Origin of the sequence: Streptomyces sp. NPDC058632 (assembly GCF_042717095.1) — a bacterium.
Classification (GTDB): domain Bacteria; phylum Actinomycetota; class Actinomycetes; order Streptomycetales; family Streptomycetaceae; genus Streptomyces.
Map to the genome: position 1 here is coordinate 9958 of NZ_JBHXQZ010000105.1, position 17390 is coordinate 27347.

Here is a 17390-nt window from a genome sequence, read left to right on the forward strand (position 1 = left end):
GGGCGGCCGGGCCTACCGGCCGGTGTGTACGGCGGCCAGGGCCCGGTCGATCAGGGCGGCGGTCCGCCGGACGGCGGGGTCGTGCAGCAGGGAGTAGTGATGGCCGTCGACCGTGTGGGCGTCCACCGGGCCGTTGACGTGCGGCAGCCACCCCAGGGAGGGCAGGTCTCCGGCGTCGTCGACGCCCATGCCGACGCCGGCGTTGTGCGGCGAGGGACGGGACGCGGCGATCAGCAGCAGGCGGGTCGCCGGATCGGTGAGGTGTCCGGCCCGGTGGTCCGCCAACGCCCGCAGGTGGCGTTCGAAGACCTCCAGGCGGGTGTCGGCGGTGTCGCGCGGGCCGAGCAGGCCGGCCTGCCGCAGCCGTTCGGTGACGGCCCGGCGCACCGCCGCCGGGTCCGGGGCGGAGCGGATCGTCTCCGCCTCCGCGCCGAGGTCCAGGTCGAGGTCGAGGAACGCCTCCAGCGAGCGCAGGTAGCGGACGGCCGCGAAGGCGGTGTCCTGGGCGTGGTCGGTACCGCCCAGCGCCCGGATGCGGTCGGGCGTGTTGGAGTCGATCAGGACCAGCAGGCCGGTCCGCTCACCGCGCCGTTCGAGTTCCACGGCCATCTGGTGGGCGACCGTGCCGCCCATCGACCAGCCGCCCAGCAGGTAGGGGCCCCGCGGCTGGTGGGCACGCAGCGCGCCCAGGTAACGGTCGGTCATCTCGGCGATGGTCCGCGGCCCGGTGCCGCCGGTCAGGGCGGGGTCGGTGAGGGCCACGACGGGCCGGCCGTCGGTGAGGAGACGGGCGAGTTCGCCGTAGCACAGCACGTCCCCGCCGGAGGGGTGCATGAGGAACAGGGGGCGGCCGTCGTCGCCGTCGCGCAGCAGCATGGCCGCGTCGGTGTCGGGGCTCGGGACGCGGCCGGCCGGTCTCCGCGCCCGGGCGACGTCGGCGGGGGCCGCCCGTTCCGGTTCGCGGACCGGGGTGGAGGGCGCGGTGCGGGGCTCGTCGAGCTCCCATGCGCGCGGTGCGTCGGCCAGCCGGCGCACCCGCTCGGTGTAGGCGGCGAACGCCGCGTCCGCCTCGTCGGCGGGCAGGGCGCTCTCCAGCACGTCCCACTGGAGCAGCAGCGCCCCGTGCTGCTCGATCACCTGGTGGTCCAGCCAGGTCTGCGGGGTGCTGCTCACGCCGTACACCGGTGTGCCCGCCCAGTCCAGGTCGTGTCCGCCGCCGAGCGGTCCGGACAGGCCCAGGGCGCTGGTGAAGACCACGGGAACGGACTCGGAGCGGCCGGTGCGCGAGGACTTCTCGGCCAGCAGGTCGAGCGCGGAGAACTCCCGGTGGTCCAGGTCCTCGAAGAGGGTGCGCTGGGCCCGTACGGCCGCGTCGGCGAAGCAGCGGATGTCCGAGCGGTCCACCTCGTGCAGCATCAGCGAGGTGAAGTCGCCGACCACGGCGTCCGCGCCCGGAAGCTGCGTGGGCCGGTCGAAGAGGGTGAGGGTGACGGCGAACCGGTCCTGCCCGGACCAGCCGGCGAGTGCCTCGCCGTAGGCCGCCAGCAGGACGGCCGTGGGGGTCAGCCCGCGCCGGGCGGCCTCGGCCTTGAGGGCGTCCCAGCGGTCCGGTTCCAGACGGGCGGTGCGCCGTGCGAAACGGGGCCGGTCACCGGGGCTCCCGGTCTGGACGGGCAGCGCGGGTGCACCGGGCAGGTCGTCCAGCCCGGCGCGCCAGTAGGCGGCGGCCCGTGCGTACTCGGGGCCCTCGGCGCGGCGCTGGAGCGCGGCCACACAGTCCGCGAAGGTGGTCCCCAACGGCGGTAGTCGAGTGTCGGGGTCGTGGTAGAGGGTGCGCAGTTCGCGGTCCCAGACCAGGTAGCTGGCGGTGTCGCACACCAGCACGTCCACATTGACGAACAGGCGCACGACGTCGCCGGGCAGCCGGGCGGCCCGGATGTCGACCAGGGGCCAGCGGCCCGGGCGGGGTTCGCGGCGCACCATGCGCTCGCGGACGCGCTCCAGTTTCCGGGCGCGCTCGGTGTCGTCGTCCTTCGTCAGGTCCTGCACCCGGATCCGGTAGTGGGGCACCTTGTCGAGCACCCGGTTGCGGCCCTCCGGCGAGACGACCGCGCGCAGCATCGGGTGGCGGGCGACGACCGCGTTCCAGGCCGCCTCGTAGCGGTCGGTGTCCAGCCCGGGGCAGTCGTACTCCAGGTGGAAGGAGCAGGGGACGTCGCCGAGGCGGTAGCCGCCCGACCCGCCGACCCAGTAGGCGTGCTGCACCCGGGTGAGGGGGAACTCCCGCGGACCGTCACCGGGTTCCGTGGACGGTCCGGCCGTGTCCTCGGGCCCGGCGGGGGCGCGCCGGGGTTCCCCGCCGGGCAGCATCGGAGCCAGGGCCGCGATGGTGGGCCGGGCGAGCAGGTCCTGCAGCCGCAGGTGGACGCCGTGGTCGTCGCGCAGCCGGGCGAGCATCCGGGTGGCCAGCAGGGAGTGCCCGCCGAGCGCGAAGAAGTCGGCGTCGCGGTCGGTGACGGGGAAGCCCAGCAGGTCCGACCAGACCTCTGCCAGCAGTGTCTCCGTGCCGGTGGTGCCTCCCGTGCCGGCCTGCGGCTGTGCCGCGGGCGCGCCGGGAGCCGGTACGACGGAGGCGGGTACGGCGGTGGGCGTGCCCGCGGTGCGGGGTGCGAGGTCGGCCGGCGAGACGGCGACGGAGGCCGGGGCACGGCCCCGGGCCGCGAGCGCCAGCAGCCGGTCCACGGTGCGCATGCCGTCCGCCAGGCCGATCGAGTGCCGTGAGGCGACGGTGCGTTCGCTCCGGCCGGGGCCCACCCGCCAGCCGTCCCAGGCCACGCTGATCCAGCGGGGTGTCTGCGTGCCCGTGGTGTGCTCGTGTTCGGCGAGGGCGTCCAGGTAGCGGTTGACGGCGGCGTACGGGGCGAGGCCGAGGCCGCCGACGAACGCCGTGGCCGAGGACATCAGCAGGACGGTGGCCGGGCGGCGGTCGGGCGGGAGGCTGTGCACGGCGGCGTGCAGCGCGAGGGCCGCGGTGACCTTGGCGTGCGCGTGCGCGTGCACGACCTGCTCTCCGGTGGCCCGCAAGGGGGCGACGGCGGCGGAGGCGACCACGCCGGCGGCGTGCACGACCAGGTCCAGCGGGCCGTCGCGGTCGGTCAGTTCCCGCAACAGTCGTGTCGTGGCGGCGGTGTCCGCGGCGTCCGCGGCACGGACCTCGATGTCGGCGCCGGAGTCCCGCAGGACACGGATCGTCTCCGCCCGTTCGGCTTCGCTGCCGCCGGGTTCGGGGTCCGGGGCGAGCCCGGTGCGGCCGGTCACCACGACCCGTCGTCCGGAGCCGGCCAGGTGCCCGGCCAGGGCCAGGCCCACGTCTCCGAGTCCGCCGAGGATCACCGCCGTGCCGGTTCCGCCGTCGGTGACGGCCGGACCGTCCGGGTCCGGCACGGGTGCGGACGGCCGCCAAGGGGTGATGCCGCGCGTCCAGCGGTGTCCGCCGCGCAGAGCGCACTCGGTCCCGTTCAGGCCTCCCGACAGCAGGTCGGCTGCCTCCGCCGGCACGGCCCGGAGGTCGTCGGCGTTCGGCGGTCCGGCCGGCAGGTCCACCGAGCGCCAGCGCAGGCCCGGGAACTCCTGGGCGAGGACGCGGGGAACGGCGAGGGTGGCGGCGGCGTGGGCCGTGGGCCGGTCGGTGCTCTCCACCTGCTGGGCGTTGTGGCTGAGGTGCAGCAGGCAGGTGCGGTGCGCCCAGGGGGCGGCGGCCCGCGCCACCTCCGCGTAGTGCAGGACCGACGCGCTGACGGTTTCGGCCGGGTCGTCGCCGGTGTCACCGTACGGGCCGACCACGACGACGCCCTCGCACGGAGTGCCGGGGTCCCTGGTTGCCTCGTCGAGGGTGACGGTGCGGGCCCCGGCCGCGGCGAGCGCGGCACGCACCCGCTCGGCCGGCGGTGAACCGGGCGGACCCGCCACGAGCCAGCGGCCTCGCAGCACCGGCCGGTCCGCCTCGACGGGGGGTGTGCGCCGCCAGACGGGCAGCTGGAAGGGTTCGGACTCGTCCGGGGCGGCCTGCCCGGCACGGTGACCCCGGCCTGCTGCCGCACCGGCCGGTACGGCGGCCCGCGCGGTGGTGTCCGGCGGATCGATCCACAGCCTGCGCCGGGCCAGGGGCAGGCCCGGCAGGACGGCACGGCGTCGCCCCGGACGGTGCAGGGCCGCGGCGTCCAGGGGGACTCCGTGCGTCCACAGCTCTCCGGCGGCCGCGAGCAGCGCGGCACGTCCTTGGCGGGGCTCGTCGCGGTCGGGGAAGGTGGCCAGGGTGGCCAGGGGCCGTCGGTCCCCCTGCTGACGGGCCAGCTGGAGCAGTGCGCCGCCCGGTCCCGCCTGGACGAGGACGGCCGGCCCTTCGCCCAGGGCGGCGGCCAGGGCGTCGGAGAAGCGCACCGTGGAACGCAGGTGCGCCACCCAGTGGTCGGCGCCGGGAGCGGTGTCCAGCAGCTTCCCGGTGAGGGTCGTGGCGAGCGGGATGCCCGGGACACGCGGCTGGACGGTCGCGGCGGCCGCGCGCAGCTCGGGCAGGACCGGGTCGACCAGGCGCGAGTGGGCGGCCGCGTCGAGGGAGAGCCGCACGGTGCGTTCACCGCGTGCGGTCAGGGCCCGTTCCACTTCGGCCACGGCCGGCGCGGGTCCGGACACCACACAGGACCGCGGGCCGTTGACGGCGGCCAGGTCCACTCCGGGATGCTCGGCGAGCAGGGCGAGGGTCTGCCGCTCGGTCAGCGGGACCGTCAGCATCACCCCGCCGCCGGCCGCCCGGGACATGCCGCGTGAGCGGACCGCCACCAGCGTCGCGGCGTCGGGCAGGGACAGGGCTCCGGACAGCACGGCGGCCACGTACTCGCCGAGGCTGTGGCCCACCACCGCGTCCGGTTCGACGCCCCAGGAGCGCAGCGTGCGCGCGGCGGCCAGGGAGACGGTGAACAGGGCGGGCAGTCCGTGGGCGGGGTCGCGCAGCAGCCGGCGTGCGTGCTCGTCGGAGGGGTCTGCGGTGATCAGCGCGGTGAGGCCGGTGCCGGTCCCGTCGCCGAAGAGGTCGGCGCACTCGCGCACGGTGCGGTCGAACTCCTCCTCCTCGGCGCACAGTTCGCGGCCCATGCCCGCGTACTGCGCTCCCCCGCCGGGAAAGGCCAGCACGACCCGGGGCGCGGTGGGGCCGGGCCGGCGCCGCGGGGCCGTGCGCAGGGCGCGGCTGTCGGCCTCCGCCGCCCCGGTGATCACCGCGGCGGCACGGTACGGCAGCGTGGCGCGGCCGGTGTGCAGGGTGTGGGCCGCGTCGGCGGGCGCGACCGCCGTGGTGTGCAGGGCGGTCGCGGTGGCCTCGGCGAGGCGGGTGAGGGCGTCGTCGCGGTGCGCGCTGAGCAGGGCGAGCTGAGGGCGCGGATCGGCGGGGGGTTCGGGTCGGACGGGGGCGCTGCCCAGGACGACGTGGCAGTTGGTGCCGCCGATGCCGAAGGAGCTGACGCCCGCGTGGCGGGGCCCGGTCCAGGCTGTGGTCTCGTGGACGACGGTGAAGGGCGAGTCGTCCAGGTGGAGGTCGGGGTTGAGGGGCAGGGCGTCCAGGGTGGGCGGCAGCACGCCGTGGTGCAGGGCGAGCACGGTCTTGGCGAAACCGGCGATGCCTGCGGCCGAGTTGGCGTGCCCGATGTTGCTCTTGACCGAGCCCAGGGCGCACCAGGCCGGTCCGGTGTCGCCGAAGACGCGGCGCAGGGCGGCGACCTCGACGACGTCGCCCAGGCGGGTGGCGGTGCCGTGGGCCTCGACGTAGGTGATGTCCCTGGGCGTGAGACCGGCCACGGCGAGCGCCTCGGAGACCACCCGGGCCTGTCCGCGCGGCGAGGGGGCGGTGAAGCCGGTGCGGTCGCCGCCGTCGTTGTTCACGGCGGAGCCGTGCAGGACGGCCAGGACCGGGTCGCCGTCGGCGAGGGCGTCGCGCAGCCGTCGCAGTACGGCCACGCCGACGCCCTGGGTGTGCACGATGCCGGTGCCCCCGGCGGAGAAGGTGCGGACGTGCCCGTCGGCGGAGAAGATCCCGTCGGGGACGTGGAGGTAGCCCCTGCCCTGCGGGACGATCAGGGAGGCGCCGCCGGCGAGGGCGGTGTCGCACTCCCCCGCCAGCAGGGACTGGGCGGCCAGGTGCACGGCGACCAGGGACGTCGAGCAGGCGGTGCCGACCGCGACGGCGGGCCCGGTGAGCGCGAGGCGGTGCGCGACGTGCAGGGGGAGGTAGTCGGCCACTCCCGCGAGGGCCGCCTGGAGGCTGCCGACGGGGTCGGTGTCGGAGGCGGCGTACCGGTCGGCGAGGTTGCGGGCGAGGTAGTCGCTGTGGGCGGCGCCGGCGAAGACGCCCACGGCGCCCGCTCCGACGCCGCCGCCGTGCCCGGCGCTCTCCAGGGCGCGTCGGCACGCTTCGAGGAAAAGCCTCTGCTGAGGGTCCATCACGGCCGCTTCGGCGTCGGTCAGGCCGAACGGCTCGGGGTCGAACCGGTCCTGTCCGTCGATGATCCCGCTGACGGGTATGTGGGCGGGGTTGGCCGGCAGCCGTGCCGGGATGCCGCGTTCGGCCGGTTCCCGCTCGCTCTGCCGGGTCAGTCCGCTGCGGCCGCCCACGAGCAGATCCCAGTAGGCCGCCGTGTCGGGGGCGCCGGGGAACCGGCAGTCCAGGGCGGTGACCGCGATCAGGTCGTCACCGGCCTCGTTGTCGGGCCGGGGGGTGTCCGGCATGTCCCCTCGGGAGGAAGTCGGTTCGGTCATCGTGTGGTCTCCTCGGCCAGGGCGCGGGCGGCGGCACGGGACGTTCTGCGCGTGGGCCGCCCGGACTGCGGGGACGCGGGGGGCGGAACGGCGTCGGTACCGGCGGCCACACCTCGCTCGGTGTCCGGGATGTTCTGGGTGGTGATGCGGGCGGCCAGGGCCGCGACGGTGGGGTGCTCGAACATGTCCGCCAGTGAGAGGCGGGGTGCGATGCTCTCGCGGAGCCTGCGGTGGGTGAGGACCAGGGTGAGGGAGGTGGCCCCCAGCTCCCCGAAGGTGCTGCCGGGCGTCACCGGCACGTCCGTGAAGTCGGCCAGGATGCCGGTCAGAGCCTCCAGCACGGCCGGGGCCACGGGCGCGCCCGCGTCCTGTCCTCGGTGCCGGGGCGCCTGGCCGGATTCGGTGCCGTGCCGGTCCGGGGCCGGAGCGCCGGACTCCGGCCCGGACGGGGAGGGCGCCGGGGAGTCTGTGGGGCGGGGGCCGCAGACCACCTCGACCAGTCCTCCAGGACCCAGGCGCGGCGCTGCGGCGCTGCCGTCGGCGGTCCGCGCCACGTGCCGGAGCCATTGGGCGGACGCCTCCAGTGCCTGGTCCGGCCGGAGCCGTCCGGGCCGGACCACGACGGCGGCCTCCAGGCCCAGGGCCGCCGCCTCGGCCAGCGCCGCGTCGATCCAGCCCCCGCCCGGGGCGGCGACGGAGGCGGGTTCCGTCTCGGACGCGGCCGGAACCGTACGCGGTGCCGCGAAGGACTCGTTCGTCACGGCGGCGGCCGGGCCCGGCTTCACGGCGGCGGCCGGGTCCGGTCCGTCGGCGCCGGTGGGCCGGTCGTCGGTGGGTGCGGCGGTCAGCGCCGCGTGGTCGATCTTGCCGTTCGCCGTGACCGGCAGCTGGTCCAGGACGACGAACCGGCCGGGCACCATGTAGTCGGGCAGTCGTTCGCGCAGAGCGTCCGCCAGTTCCCGGGCGGTCGGCGGCTCGCTCGCGCCCCGGGGCGAGAGGTGCGCCACGAGCCGGGGCCGCCCGTCGGGGCCCCGCACCGACGACACCACGCACTGGCGGACCGCCGGATGGCGGGCCAGCACCGCCTCCACCTCGCCCAGTTCGATGCGGTGCCCGCGGATCTTGACCTGCCGGTCGACGCGGCCGAGGAACTCGATGGTGCCGTCGGCGGTCCACCGGCCGAGGTCGCCGGTGCGGTACAGGCGGCGGCCCAGCACGGGGTGGACGGCGAACCTCTCGGCCGTCTGGACCGGATCGGCGGTGTAGCCGCGGGCCAGCCCGTCGCCGCCGATGAACAGCTCCCCCGCCTCACCCACCGGGCAGGGCGCGCCGTCCTCGTCGAGGACGAGGAAGCTCTGGCCGCGCAGCGCCCGGCCGTAGGGGATGCTGCGCCAGCTCGGGTCGGTGCGTTCCACCGGATGGGTGATGGACCAGATGGACGCCTCGGTGGCTCCGCCCAGGCTCATCACCTTCGCCCGGGGCGCGAGCCGTCGCAGCCGGTCGGGCAGGGTCAGGGGGATCCAGTCGCCGGAGAGCATCACCAGGCGCAGGGAGCGCAGCGCCCCGGCCGCCTCCTCCGGCTCCATCTCCGCGTACTCGACCAGCATTTCCAGCAGGGCGGGCGCGGTGTTCCACACGGTGACGCCGTGCCGGCCCGCCTGTTCGAGCCAGTGCTGCGGGTCGCGCTGCCGGGCGGGGTCGGGCAGCACCAGAGCGCCGCCGGCGCCGAGGACGCCGTAGACGTCGAACACGGACAGGTCGAAACTGAGCGCCGACAGCGCCAGCACGCGGTCGTCGGGGCCCAGGGCGAACCGGTCGACGATGTCGTCGATGGTCGTGCGCGCGGCCCGGTGCTCGATCTCCACTCCCTTGGGGCTGCCGGTGGAACCCGAGGTGAAGATGGTGTAGGCGATGTCCTCGGGACGCGGGACGGCGAGCGGCGCCACGGGTCCGGCGGGGCCCGCGGCGGTGCGGGCGGGGCGCCCCGCGGCGGTCAGGCGGTGAACGGTGACGCCGTCGGGCCAGTGGGTCTTCACTCCCCGGCCGACCAGCGCGTGCCGGACACCGGCCCGCTCGCAGACCGCGGCGATCCGCGCGGCCGGCCAGGAGGGTTCGACCGGCAGGTAGCCCGCCCCGCTCAGGCTGACGCCGAGTACGGCGGTGATCTGCGCGGCACCCTTCTCGCAGGCGACGGCGACCATGTCGCCGGGACCCGTCCCGTGAGCGGCCAGGAGTGCCGCGGTGGCGGCGGCGTTGTCCGCGAGGCGGGCGTGGGTGACGGTGCCGGTGGGAGTGCGCAGGGCGGGCCGCTGCGGATGCCGCCGGGCCGCGTCGGCGGCCGGATCGTGCAGCAGGGGGCCCGCGGTCGGGAAGGGCACGGCGTCCAGGGGCTTTTCGGGAAGGAAGGAGGGGTCCCAGCCCAGGGTCGTGTCGTGCCAGGCGTCGGGGCGCGTCAGGGTGTGGAGCAGGCGTACGTAGGCGTCGAGCAGGGCCGGTGTCCAGCCGTCGGGGAACGCCCCGTCGACGGCGTCCCAGGCCAGGCGGAGGCGTCCGCCCTCGTCCCACACGATGTGGTCGAGCAGGACCTGCGGGGTCTGGGAGATGCCGTACACCTCCTGGCCGATCCAGGCGGCCGGGGGCTCTCCGTCGCCCGCGAGACCCACCCCGCTGGTGAAGACCACCGGATGGCTGAGGGCTCCCACCGACAGCGGGTTCTGCGCCCGTATCTCCCTGAGCACCTCGACGCCGGAAACGGACCGGTGGTCCAGGTCCTCCCAGAAGCGGTGGTTGACGGCGGCGGCGTAATCGGCGAAGCCCTTCCAGTCGGCGGGGTCGAGGCGGGGCGTACCGACCAGGGCGGTGGTGGTGAAGTCGCCGACCACGCCCTCGGCTCCGCCCTCGTCCTCCGGGCGGTCGAACAGGGTGGTGTTGAGGCAGATCCGCTCCCCGGCGCCCCACCGGCCGAGGACGACGGCGAAGGCAGCGAGCAGGGCGGCGGTCGGCGTGACCGCGTGCTCGGCGCATCGGGCGCGCAGTTGTGCCCAGGTCGTGGCGTCGAGTTCGGCGGCGGAACGGACGAAGCGGGGCGGGGTGGTGTCGGCGGGGTCGCGCAGCAGGGGCAGCCGCGGCGACGGCGGCAGCTCGGCGGCTCGTTCGGCCCAGTAGGCGCGGTCGCGGGCGCGCCGGGCCGACCACTCCGGGTCCCCGGAGCGGGCGCGCTGAAGGTCGGCGAACCGGGCCTTCGGTTCGGGGAGCCGGTGGGCGGGGTCCTCGACGAGGCGGCCCCACTGACGCATCAGCAGCATCCAGCCGGCGAGGTCGGTCAGGAGCACGTCCACGCCGACGTGCAGCCGGGTCCGTCCGTCGGGCAGCAGCGTGGTGTGGATGTCGAAGAGCGGCCAGGAACCGGTGGGCCGGCTCTGGTGGGAACGCTCCCGCCGCTGGGCGGACAACGTTTCCCCCACCTGTTCCGCGGGCTCGCGGCGCAGATCGGTGACGCCGATCCGGTAGGGGCCGGGCGAGGCGGCGATGTGCTGGCGGCCCCGGTCGTCCACCGTCATGCGCAGCATCGGGTGGTGATCGACCAGCCGGTTCCAGGCGGCCTCCAGCCGGGCCACGTCCACGAGCGGGTCCGTGTCGCCGGGTGTGCGGTCGTACTCGTAGTAGTAGAAGGTGGCCACCCCGCCCAGCGGCATGCCCTCGGCCCTCCCCGCGAGATACGAGGCCTGAATGGGCGTCAGGGGAAAACCCTCCCCCTCCGCTTCCCCGTCGGGCCGCGCCCCGCCGGGTTCCGTCCCTGTCCGCGCCTCGGCACCGAGGGGCCCGGGGTCAGGGACTTCCTCCGGCACGCGACCGGTGGACAGGCGGTCGGCCACCGCGCGGGCCGTCGCACCGTCACCGAGGAAGGCGGTCAACGGCAGGTCCTGGCCGGTGTGTTCGCGGATCCGCCGCCTCAGCCGCACCGCGGTGAACGATTCGAGCCCCAGGGCCGCGAGCGGAGTCGTCCGTGCGACCTCTCCCGGTGGCGTGCCGAGGACTTCGGCGATGCAGTCGATGACGTGGGCAAGGACGTCGTCACTCGGCACAGGCTGGTTCATCCGGTCTCCGTCGCAAGGCAGGCAAGAGAACGCTTCCCCCTGCCGGAGGGCCCGGGGGAAGCGGAACACCAATGAACCTAGATGAAAATGATTATCAGATCAACTAATGCGTGGTGCCAGTTCGTTCGCGCGCTCCAGGACACACAGCCCCAGCGCGGGGTCACCCGCCCGGCGCAGCGCGAACCCCGCCTCGGCGGCCTCGGCCGCCAGCACGTCCTCCGCGGCGACCCACCAGCGGTACTCGACCGACGTCCCGGTCAGCGGCCGGCCCTGGCGCAGGACGCCGTACTCCATGCGCCAGGTGATCTCGTCCGCTCCCGTAGGGCGGGCGCTCGCCCAGCCCTCGTACTCCAGTTCACCGATGGCGACCCGGGCCATGCGCACCCGCTCCACCTCCACCGGGGCGAACGGCGGAGCGGCGTTGAACACCAGCACTCCGCCCGGGGCGAGTTGCCGCGCCGCACGGCTCCACAGCGCGCGCCTCTGCCCGGGCGGCAGGTGGCCGATCATGTTCAGGGCCACCACCGCGCGCACACCGTCGGGCCAGTCGGCGCTCGCGCAGTCGCCGGGAACCACCGTGACGCGCTTGCGCAGTTCGTCGTCCTCGTGGACTCGGGCGAGCAGGACGGCACGCATCGCGGCGGAAGGTTCGACGGCGAGGACCGGCACCCGCGGCAACGCGTCACAGATGGCTCGCACGCCCCTGCCGGACCCGGCCCCGAGGTCCATCACGGCCCCGGTTGCGGCCCGGACGTGCGACAGGACTTCCACCAGGGCCGGGGCCAGCGGCTCCCACGACTCGGCGATCATGATGTCGAGGTACTCGGCGGACCGCTCGTAGGGGTCGCTCATCACTGCTCCAGAAACTCGGTGCCACACGGTTCGTCGAAGAGCGGACGCACACACGGGCACCACGGGCCGTCGGCACGGTCACCGCGAGGGTTCCCGACGGCCGCCGGGACCCGCTTCCGGACCACGTCGCGCGACGCTCACCCCACACAGTAATCAGAAATGAATTTCATTACTAGAAGTGGTGGAGTCCCTCCCCGTTCGGGCGAAGCCCACCCGCGGCCGGAAACCCGGTGCGGCCGGCGCGCGGAGGGGCGACGCGGAGTACCCGGAGTACCGCGCGGCTGGCAGGCTTCCGGGTGTGACAACCCATGAGACAGTGCACGCTCCCGTGATCACGCAGATCAGCCGGGCCCAGGACGCCACCGCGGCCGCCAGGCGGGAACTCACCGAATGCTGGGCAGAGGTCATCAACGCGGGCGGGGCCGTCGTACCCATGGACTGTCCGCTGCCTCCGGTGACTCCGACGGCACTTTGGCCGGCGATCGAGAGGATCGTGCGGGAACTCTCCCCGGACCGGAGCAGACTCCTCCTGGCGGGCGCGGACGGCACGCTCGCGGGCTGGATGCTCCTGCGCCGCGAGCAACACCCTCTCGCGGCACACTGCGGTACGGTCAACCACGTCCAGACACATGTCCGCTTCCGGGGCACGGGCGTCGGTGCCGCGCTGATGCGGTACGCCACGGGTGTCGCACGCGACGAAATGGGCCTGGAACGGCTGCAGCTCACCGCGAGGTCGGGTCTGGGGCTCGAGGACTTCTACCGCAGGGCGGGCTGGACCGAGGTCGGGAGGTGGCCGGGCGCGCTGCGGGTGGCGCCCGGTGACGACCGGGACGAGATCCTGATGGGTCTGGCCCTCTGAGGCCGCTCACCCCTCCCGTACGGCTCCTGCCCCGACCGGGGTCTCGGCCCCGGGCGCGCCGCCCATGACCGCCACCAGCACGGCGCTTGCGGGCAGCGAGAGCAGTTCGTCGAGGTAGCCGGGGCCGGCGGTGGGACGGTGGGCGGGGTACAGCGCGGCGGTTCCGCGCACCGTGCCGCCCTCGTTGCGCAGCCCGTAGCCGTGACCGCGCCAGGTCAGCGGTGGGCGGCCGCCGAGCACCGCCTCGCTCAGCGCGGTGGTCCACCGCTCCCACTCCCCGGCCTCGGCGAGGTAGCCGACGCCGAATCCCCCACCGATGTCGACGGCGCGCGGGGCGAGTCCTCGCGCCCGGCAGTCGTCCATGAACAGCACGCACTGCTCCAGCGCCCGTACCTTCTCCTCCACGCCGGTGGTGTCGAGGTGGTAGGCGACACCGGTCAACTCCACGGCGTCCGAGTGCTGTTCGAGAGCCGACAACAGCGTCTGCGCCTCGCGCAGCGGGGTGCCGAAGCGGCTGCGCCGTGAGAGCATCCGGGTGCCCGCTCCCCCGTGGCCGGCGGCCGACTCGAATCCGGACAGGCGCACCAGTACGTCGGCCCTGCCCGGGCCGTGCCTGCGCACCAGGCCGGCGAGCTGCTCCAGCTCGCCGGGCGAGTCCAGGTTCACCGTCGCACCCACCCGCGCCGCCAGCCAGAGGAACTCGGCATCCTTGGGGCCGGTGGCCATGATCCGGTCTCCGGTGAATCCGCAGCTCAGAGCGTGCCGCAACTCCTCCGGAGAGGCGACATCGATGCCGACGGCGGCCACGTCCTCCGCCGCCAGTCTCCGCACCAGCGCGCTGGACCGGTTCGCCTTGTGTGCGAAGTACACGCGCCCGGCGAGGTGATGGCGACGGTAGACGGCACGAAAACGTGCTGCGTTCCCGGCGACGACCTCGGGGAGCAGGACGTTGAGCGGAGAGCCCAGCGCGTCGACGAGCGAGTGCAGGAACGGTTGGGCCTCCAGTAGTGAAGCGAGCGGCGGATCCGCCCTCGGCCTCAGATACAAGGGCGTGTCCACGTAGGGCCCCTCCCCGTGTCGACCGACCATCGCTGCGACAGTCGTTCGGGAATAGTCGTTTCCCACCGCACCCGCCGCTAAGCCTCACCGGGGCGCGGCCGGGGCGGTATCCGGCCCTGGGGAGGGGGTGCGGGCGAGGCTCCGGTCGAGTGCGCTGCCGGGCGGCCGGTGAGCTCCCCCGGGTGCCTCTTCGGTGACGCCACCGGTTCCCAGGACGGCGATGCGGTCGGTTCGGCGGATGGTGGCCCGGCGGTGTGCGACGACGATCGTGCCGCGGCCCGCGCCACGGAGCCCTCGTTCATGCGGGGCATCCTCCGCCACCCCTGCGGCCGGAGCGGCCCTCCTCTGTCCAAAACCTGCGTGGAAGGGCCCGAAGGGGGCAACTGCTCTCCTGAGATTCGGAGGATGCCATGACGATGACGGAGAGACCGGGCGAGTCGGCGGGAGAGGACACCGCCTGCTGCGCGCGCCACGACGGCCACGGTGCGAGACCCGGTGCCGAAGCGCCGGAACCAGCGCATGAGCGGGTCAATCGCCGCTGGAACGAGATCCTGCAGGAGACACGGGTCACCCAGACGGGCGTGCAGATCCTTTTCGGATTCCTGCTCAGCGTGGCCTTCACCCCGCTGTTCCGGGAGCTGGAAACGTTCGACCGCGTCCTCTACGTCATCACCGTGGTGCTCGGCGCGGCAGCCACGGGATCGCTCATAGCACCCGTCTCCATCCACCGCTTCCTGTCCGGTCAGCGCATGAAGGACGAGCTCGTGGAGGCCGCCGGCCGCCTGATGATGTGCGGCATGGTCCTCCTCGCGCTGACCATCGGCTGCACACTTCTGCTGATCCTCCGGGTCGTGATCCCCGGTGTCCTCGCCGAAGTACTCGCCGGCGGGGTCATGCTGTGGTTCGGTCTCTGCTGGTACGCGCTGCCGCTGCACCTGCGACGCCGCGCCGTTCGGCGCTCCCGCACCGACGGCGCATAGCGCACCCGGGCGAGGGAAGGGCGATATGCCGTCGCGACAAGTCGGGCGTAGTGTCCACATATGGGTGATGTTCGGTGTGGCCGGCGTGCTGCGGCCCTGCCGGAACCGGCCGGGCACGGCAGCCGCCACCGCCGTCCGGCCCACCGGCGGGCGACGCGGCGGACACGGCACCGCCGGCGGATGACCGCGGGCGCACCGCGGGACACGGCCGTCATCCGGCAGAGAGGCGGTCTTTCCTCCACGGAGCGGACTGGCGGATGCCGTTGTGCCGCGGTGGCCGGCAGCCTGAAGCCGGCGCACCCGTCGCCACCGGCCCGGCGACGGGCCGGGGCGAGCCGGCCGCCGTCCGGGACGCGTTCCGACACCGGTGGTGGGGCGGCCGGGATGCGCTTCCGGTGGGTACGGGGCTCCCGGCGGCTGCCGCTCGACGCGGCCGGGCGGCGCGCGACCGGGCCGGCCTCTCTGCTGCTGCGGGTTCGGGTGGACAACTGATGGACACCGCGATGGCCGCCGTGGTGCGGGAGACCGGTGCGTTCGGGGGGCTGCTGTATGTGCTGCCGCCGGGCGACAACGCTCTGTGGCTGGGCATCGTGGCAGGGATACCGAATGAGTTCGCGGCCCCGTGGCGGCGGATCACGCTGTCCGACCCGATGCCGGTGGCGGACGCCGTGCGCGAGCGGCGCCTGGTGTGGATCAGCGGTCAGGAGGAGATGGCGCGCCGTTACCCGCGGCCGGCGCTCGTGCTGCCGTACGACTTCGCGCTGTCGGCCGCCCCGGTCACTTCCGGGACGGCGCTTCAGGGCGGGCTGGTGCTGCTGTGGCCCGGAACCCACCCACCACAGCTGAGCCCGCGCGAGCGTGACGCCGTCGGGACGGGCTGCCGCCGCCTGGGCGGTCTCCTGCGACAGGCCGCGGACCGCGGCGATCCGCTCCTGCCCGCCGACCGGCCGCGGACCCTGCCCCCACCGTCCGGGCACATCCCCTCCCCCGCCGAGGCGGCAGTGGTCACGGCCTTCGTCGATCGTCTGCCCGGAGGGTCCTGCGCACTGGACACGAACGGCCGCATCACCTTCATCACCCCGGCAGCCGCCGACCTCGTCGGTGCCGATCAGGCCGACCTGGTGGGTGCCCTGCCCTGGGAAGTGCTGCCGTGGATGGACGCCCCCCAGGTCGAGGACCGCTACCGGGCCGCGATGGTCAGCCGCCGGCCCCAGGCGTTCACCGTCCTGCGCCCTCCGGATACGTGGCTGTCCTTCGAGCTGTACCCGGACCCCTCCGGCATCAGCGTCCGCATCACCGGCACCGATCCGTCCGAGGCCGCTCCCGCATCGCCGTCCGCCCCGGCCGCGGGTCCCAGCCGCGCCGCCCTGCTGTACCACCTGATGCATCTGGCCGCCACCCTCACCGAGGCCGTCGGCGTGCAGGACGTGGTCGAGCAGAGCGCCGACCAGCTGCTGCCCGCTCTGGGCGCCCAGGCCATGGTGCTGATGACGGCCGAGGACGGCCGCCTGAAGATCCACGGACACCGCGGCTACCGCGCCGACATCGTGGGCCGCTTCGACGCCATCCCCCTGACCTCGGACATCCCCGGCAGCAAGGTCCTCACCACCGGAGTCCCGGACTTCTTCGCGACCTTCGCGGAACTCCGGCGCGCCTATCCGCCCACCGTGCACGAGGACGGAATGGCCTCCTGGGCCTTTCTGCCGCTGATCGCGTCCGGCCGCCCCATCGGCTCCCTCCTCCTCGCCTACAGCCGGCCTCATGTCTTCCCGCCCGGCGAGCGCGCCGTTCTCACGTCGCTGGCCGGTCTGGTCGGGCAGGCCCTGGACCGCGCCCGTCTCTACGACGCCAAACACCACCTCGTCCACCGCCTGCAGTCCGCCCTCCTGCCGCACACGCTCCCCCACGTCCCCGGTCTGAGGGTCGCCGCCCGCTATCTGCCGGCTGCCCGGGGCCTGGGCATCGGCGGCGACTTCTACGACCTCATCCGTCTCGACGAGCACACGGCCGGTGCCACCATCGGCGACGTACAGGGACACAACGTGGACGCCGCGGCCCTCATGGGGCAGGTCCGCACCGCCGTCCACGCCCACGCCACCGTGGGCGCGTCCCCCGACGACGTCCTGGCCGGCACCAACCGTCTGCTGACCGACCTCGACCCCGACCTGTTCACCAGCTGCCTCTACGTCCACCTCGACCTCGCCACCCACAGCGGGCGCCTGGCCACCGCCGGCCACCCGCCGCCCCTGCTGCGCCATGCCGACGGACGCACCGAACTCCTCCCTGTTCCGCCCGGTCTCCTGCTCGGTATCGAGACGGACTCCCGCTACCCGGTCCTGGAAGTCCCCCTGCCGCCGGGCTGTGTGCTCGCCCTCTACACCGACGGGCTCGTCGAAGCCCCCGGAACCGACATCGACGACGCCACCGCGGCCCTCGCCGGGCTTCTCGAACACGCCGACCCCACCGACCTCGGCGCCATGGCCGACCTCCTCATCCGCCACGCCCCCGCTCCCGGCGACGACATCGCCCTGCTCCTCCTCAGCCCCGGTGAATGACGCGACGACCACCGCTCCGTCCCCGGCGCCCCCGCCCCCGCCCCCGCCCCCCGCCCGAGCCTGCTCGCGCTCCTCACCGGGTGGCGCTACCGGGCCGGCCGGGACACAGGTGGCCTTCCCGTTCGTGCTTCCTCCCGTCGTCCTTACGCGGACCGTCTCCCCACGGCCCCCCACCTGTGGC

At 74.6% G+C, this 17390-nt stretch carries 6 protein-coding genes and 1 pseudogene; 3 read left to right on the forward strand and 4 right to left on the reverse strand.

The annotated features are described in order from the left end of the window. Positions 1–12: 12 nt before the first annotated feature. The 3 genes from ACFWVE_RS29930 to ACFWVE_RS29940 form a co-directional block, all read right to left on the reverse strand. A complete protein-coding gene (locus ACFWVE_RS29930; RefSeq protein WP_384020635.1) occupies positions 13–6807 on the reverse strand; it encodes an SDR family NAD(P)-dependent oxidoreductase in 6795 nt (2264 codons plus the stop codon). After that, entirely contained in the window at positions 6804–10904 is a 4101-nt protein-coding gene (locus ACFWVE_RS29935; RefSeq protein WP_384020638.1) for an amino acid adenylation domain-containing protein, read from the reverse strand. The genes ACFWVE_RS29930 and ACFWVE_RS29935 overlap by 4 nt, the downstream gene beginning before the upstream one ends. Before the next feature lie 99 nt (positions 10905–11003). Further along, positions 11004–11756 (reverse strand): class I SAM-dependent methyltransferase, encoded by a 753-nt coding sequence (locus ACFWVE_RS29940; RefSeq protein ID WP_384020641.1) that lies wholly within the window; start codon positions 11754–11756, stop codon positions 11004–11006. Positions 11757–12084: 328 nt separating this feature from the next. Between ACFWVE_RS29940 and ACFWVE_RS29945 the strand changes: the two genes are divergently transcribed. Then, positions 12085–12615 (forward strand): GNAT family N-acetyltransferase, encoded by a 531-nt coding sequence (locus ACFWVE_RS29945; RefSeq protein ID WP_384020644.1) that lies wholly within the window; start codon positions 12085–12087, stop codon positions 12613–12615. Between the two features lie 78 nt (positions 12616–12693). Here ACFWVE_RS29945 and ACFWVE_RS29950 read toward each other — a convergent pair. Continuing rightward, a pseudogene (locus ACFWVE_RS29950) lies at positions 12694–13704 on the reverse strand (Y4yA family PLP-dependent enzyme); the annotation flags it as partial. Positions 13705–14084: 380 nt separating this feature from the next. Between ACFWVE_RS29950 and ACFWVE_RS29955 the strand changes: the two are divergent. Beyond that, positions 14085–14654 carry a DUF6328 family protein gene (locus ACFWVE_RS29955; protein ID WP_384020647.1) on the forward strand — a complete coding sequence of 190 codons (570 nt, stop codon included), beginning with the start codon at positions 14085–14087 and terminating at the stop codon, positions 14652–14654. Positions 14655–15145: 491 nt separating this feature from the next. Next, a complete protein-coding gene (locus ACFWVE_RS29960; RefSeq protein WP_384020650.1) occupies positions 15146–17209 on the forward strand; it encodes a SpoIIE family protein phosphatase in 2064 nt (687 codons plus the stop codon). Positions 17210–17390 lie beyond the last annotated feature (181 nt).

Coding starts and splice junctions, on each gene's coding strand:
- ACFWVE_RS29960 (WP_384020650.1), top strand. CDS start 15,146: ATGGACACCGCGATGGCCGCCGTGGTGCGGGAGACCGGTGCGTTCGGG.
- ACFWVE_RS29935 (WP_384020638.1), bottom strand. CDS start 10,904: ATGAACCAGCCTGTGCCGAGTGACGACGTCCTTGCCCACGTCATCGAC.
- ACFWVE_RS29940 (WP_384020641.1), bottom strand. CDS start 11,756: ATGAGCGACCCCTACGAGCGGTCCGCCGAGTACCTCGACATCATGATC.
- ACFWVE_RS29955 (WP_384020647.1), top strand. CDS start 14,085: ATGACGATGACGGAGAGACCGGGCGAGTCGGCGGGAGAGGACACCGCC.
- ACFWVE_RS29930 (WP_384020635.1), bottom strand. CDS start 6,807: ATGACCGAACCGACTTCCTCCCGAGGGGACATGCCGGACACCCCCCGG.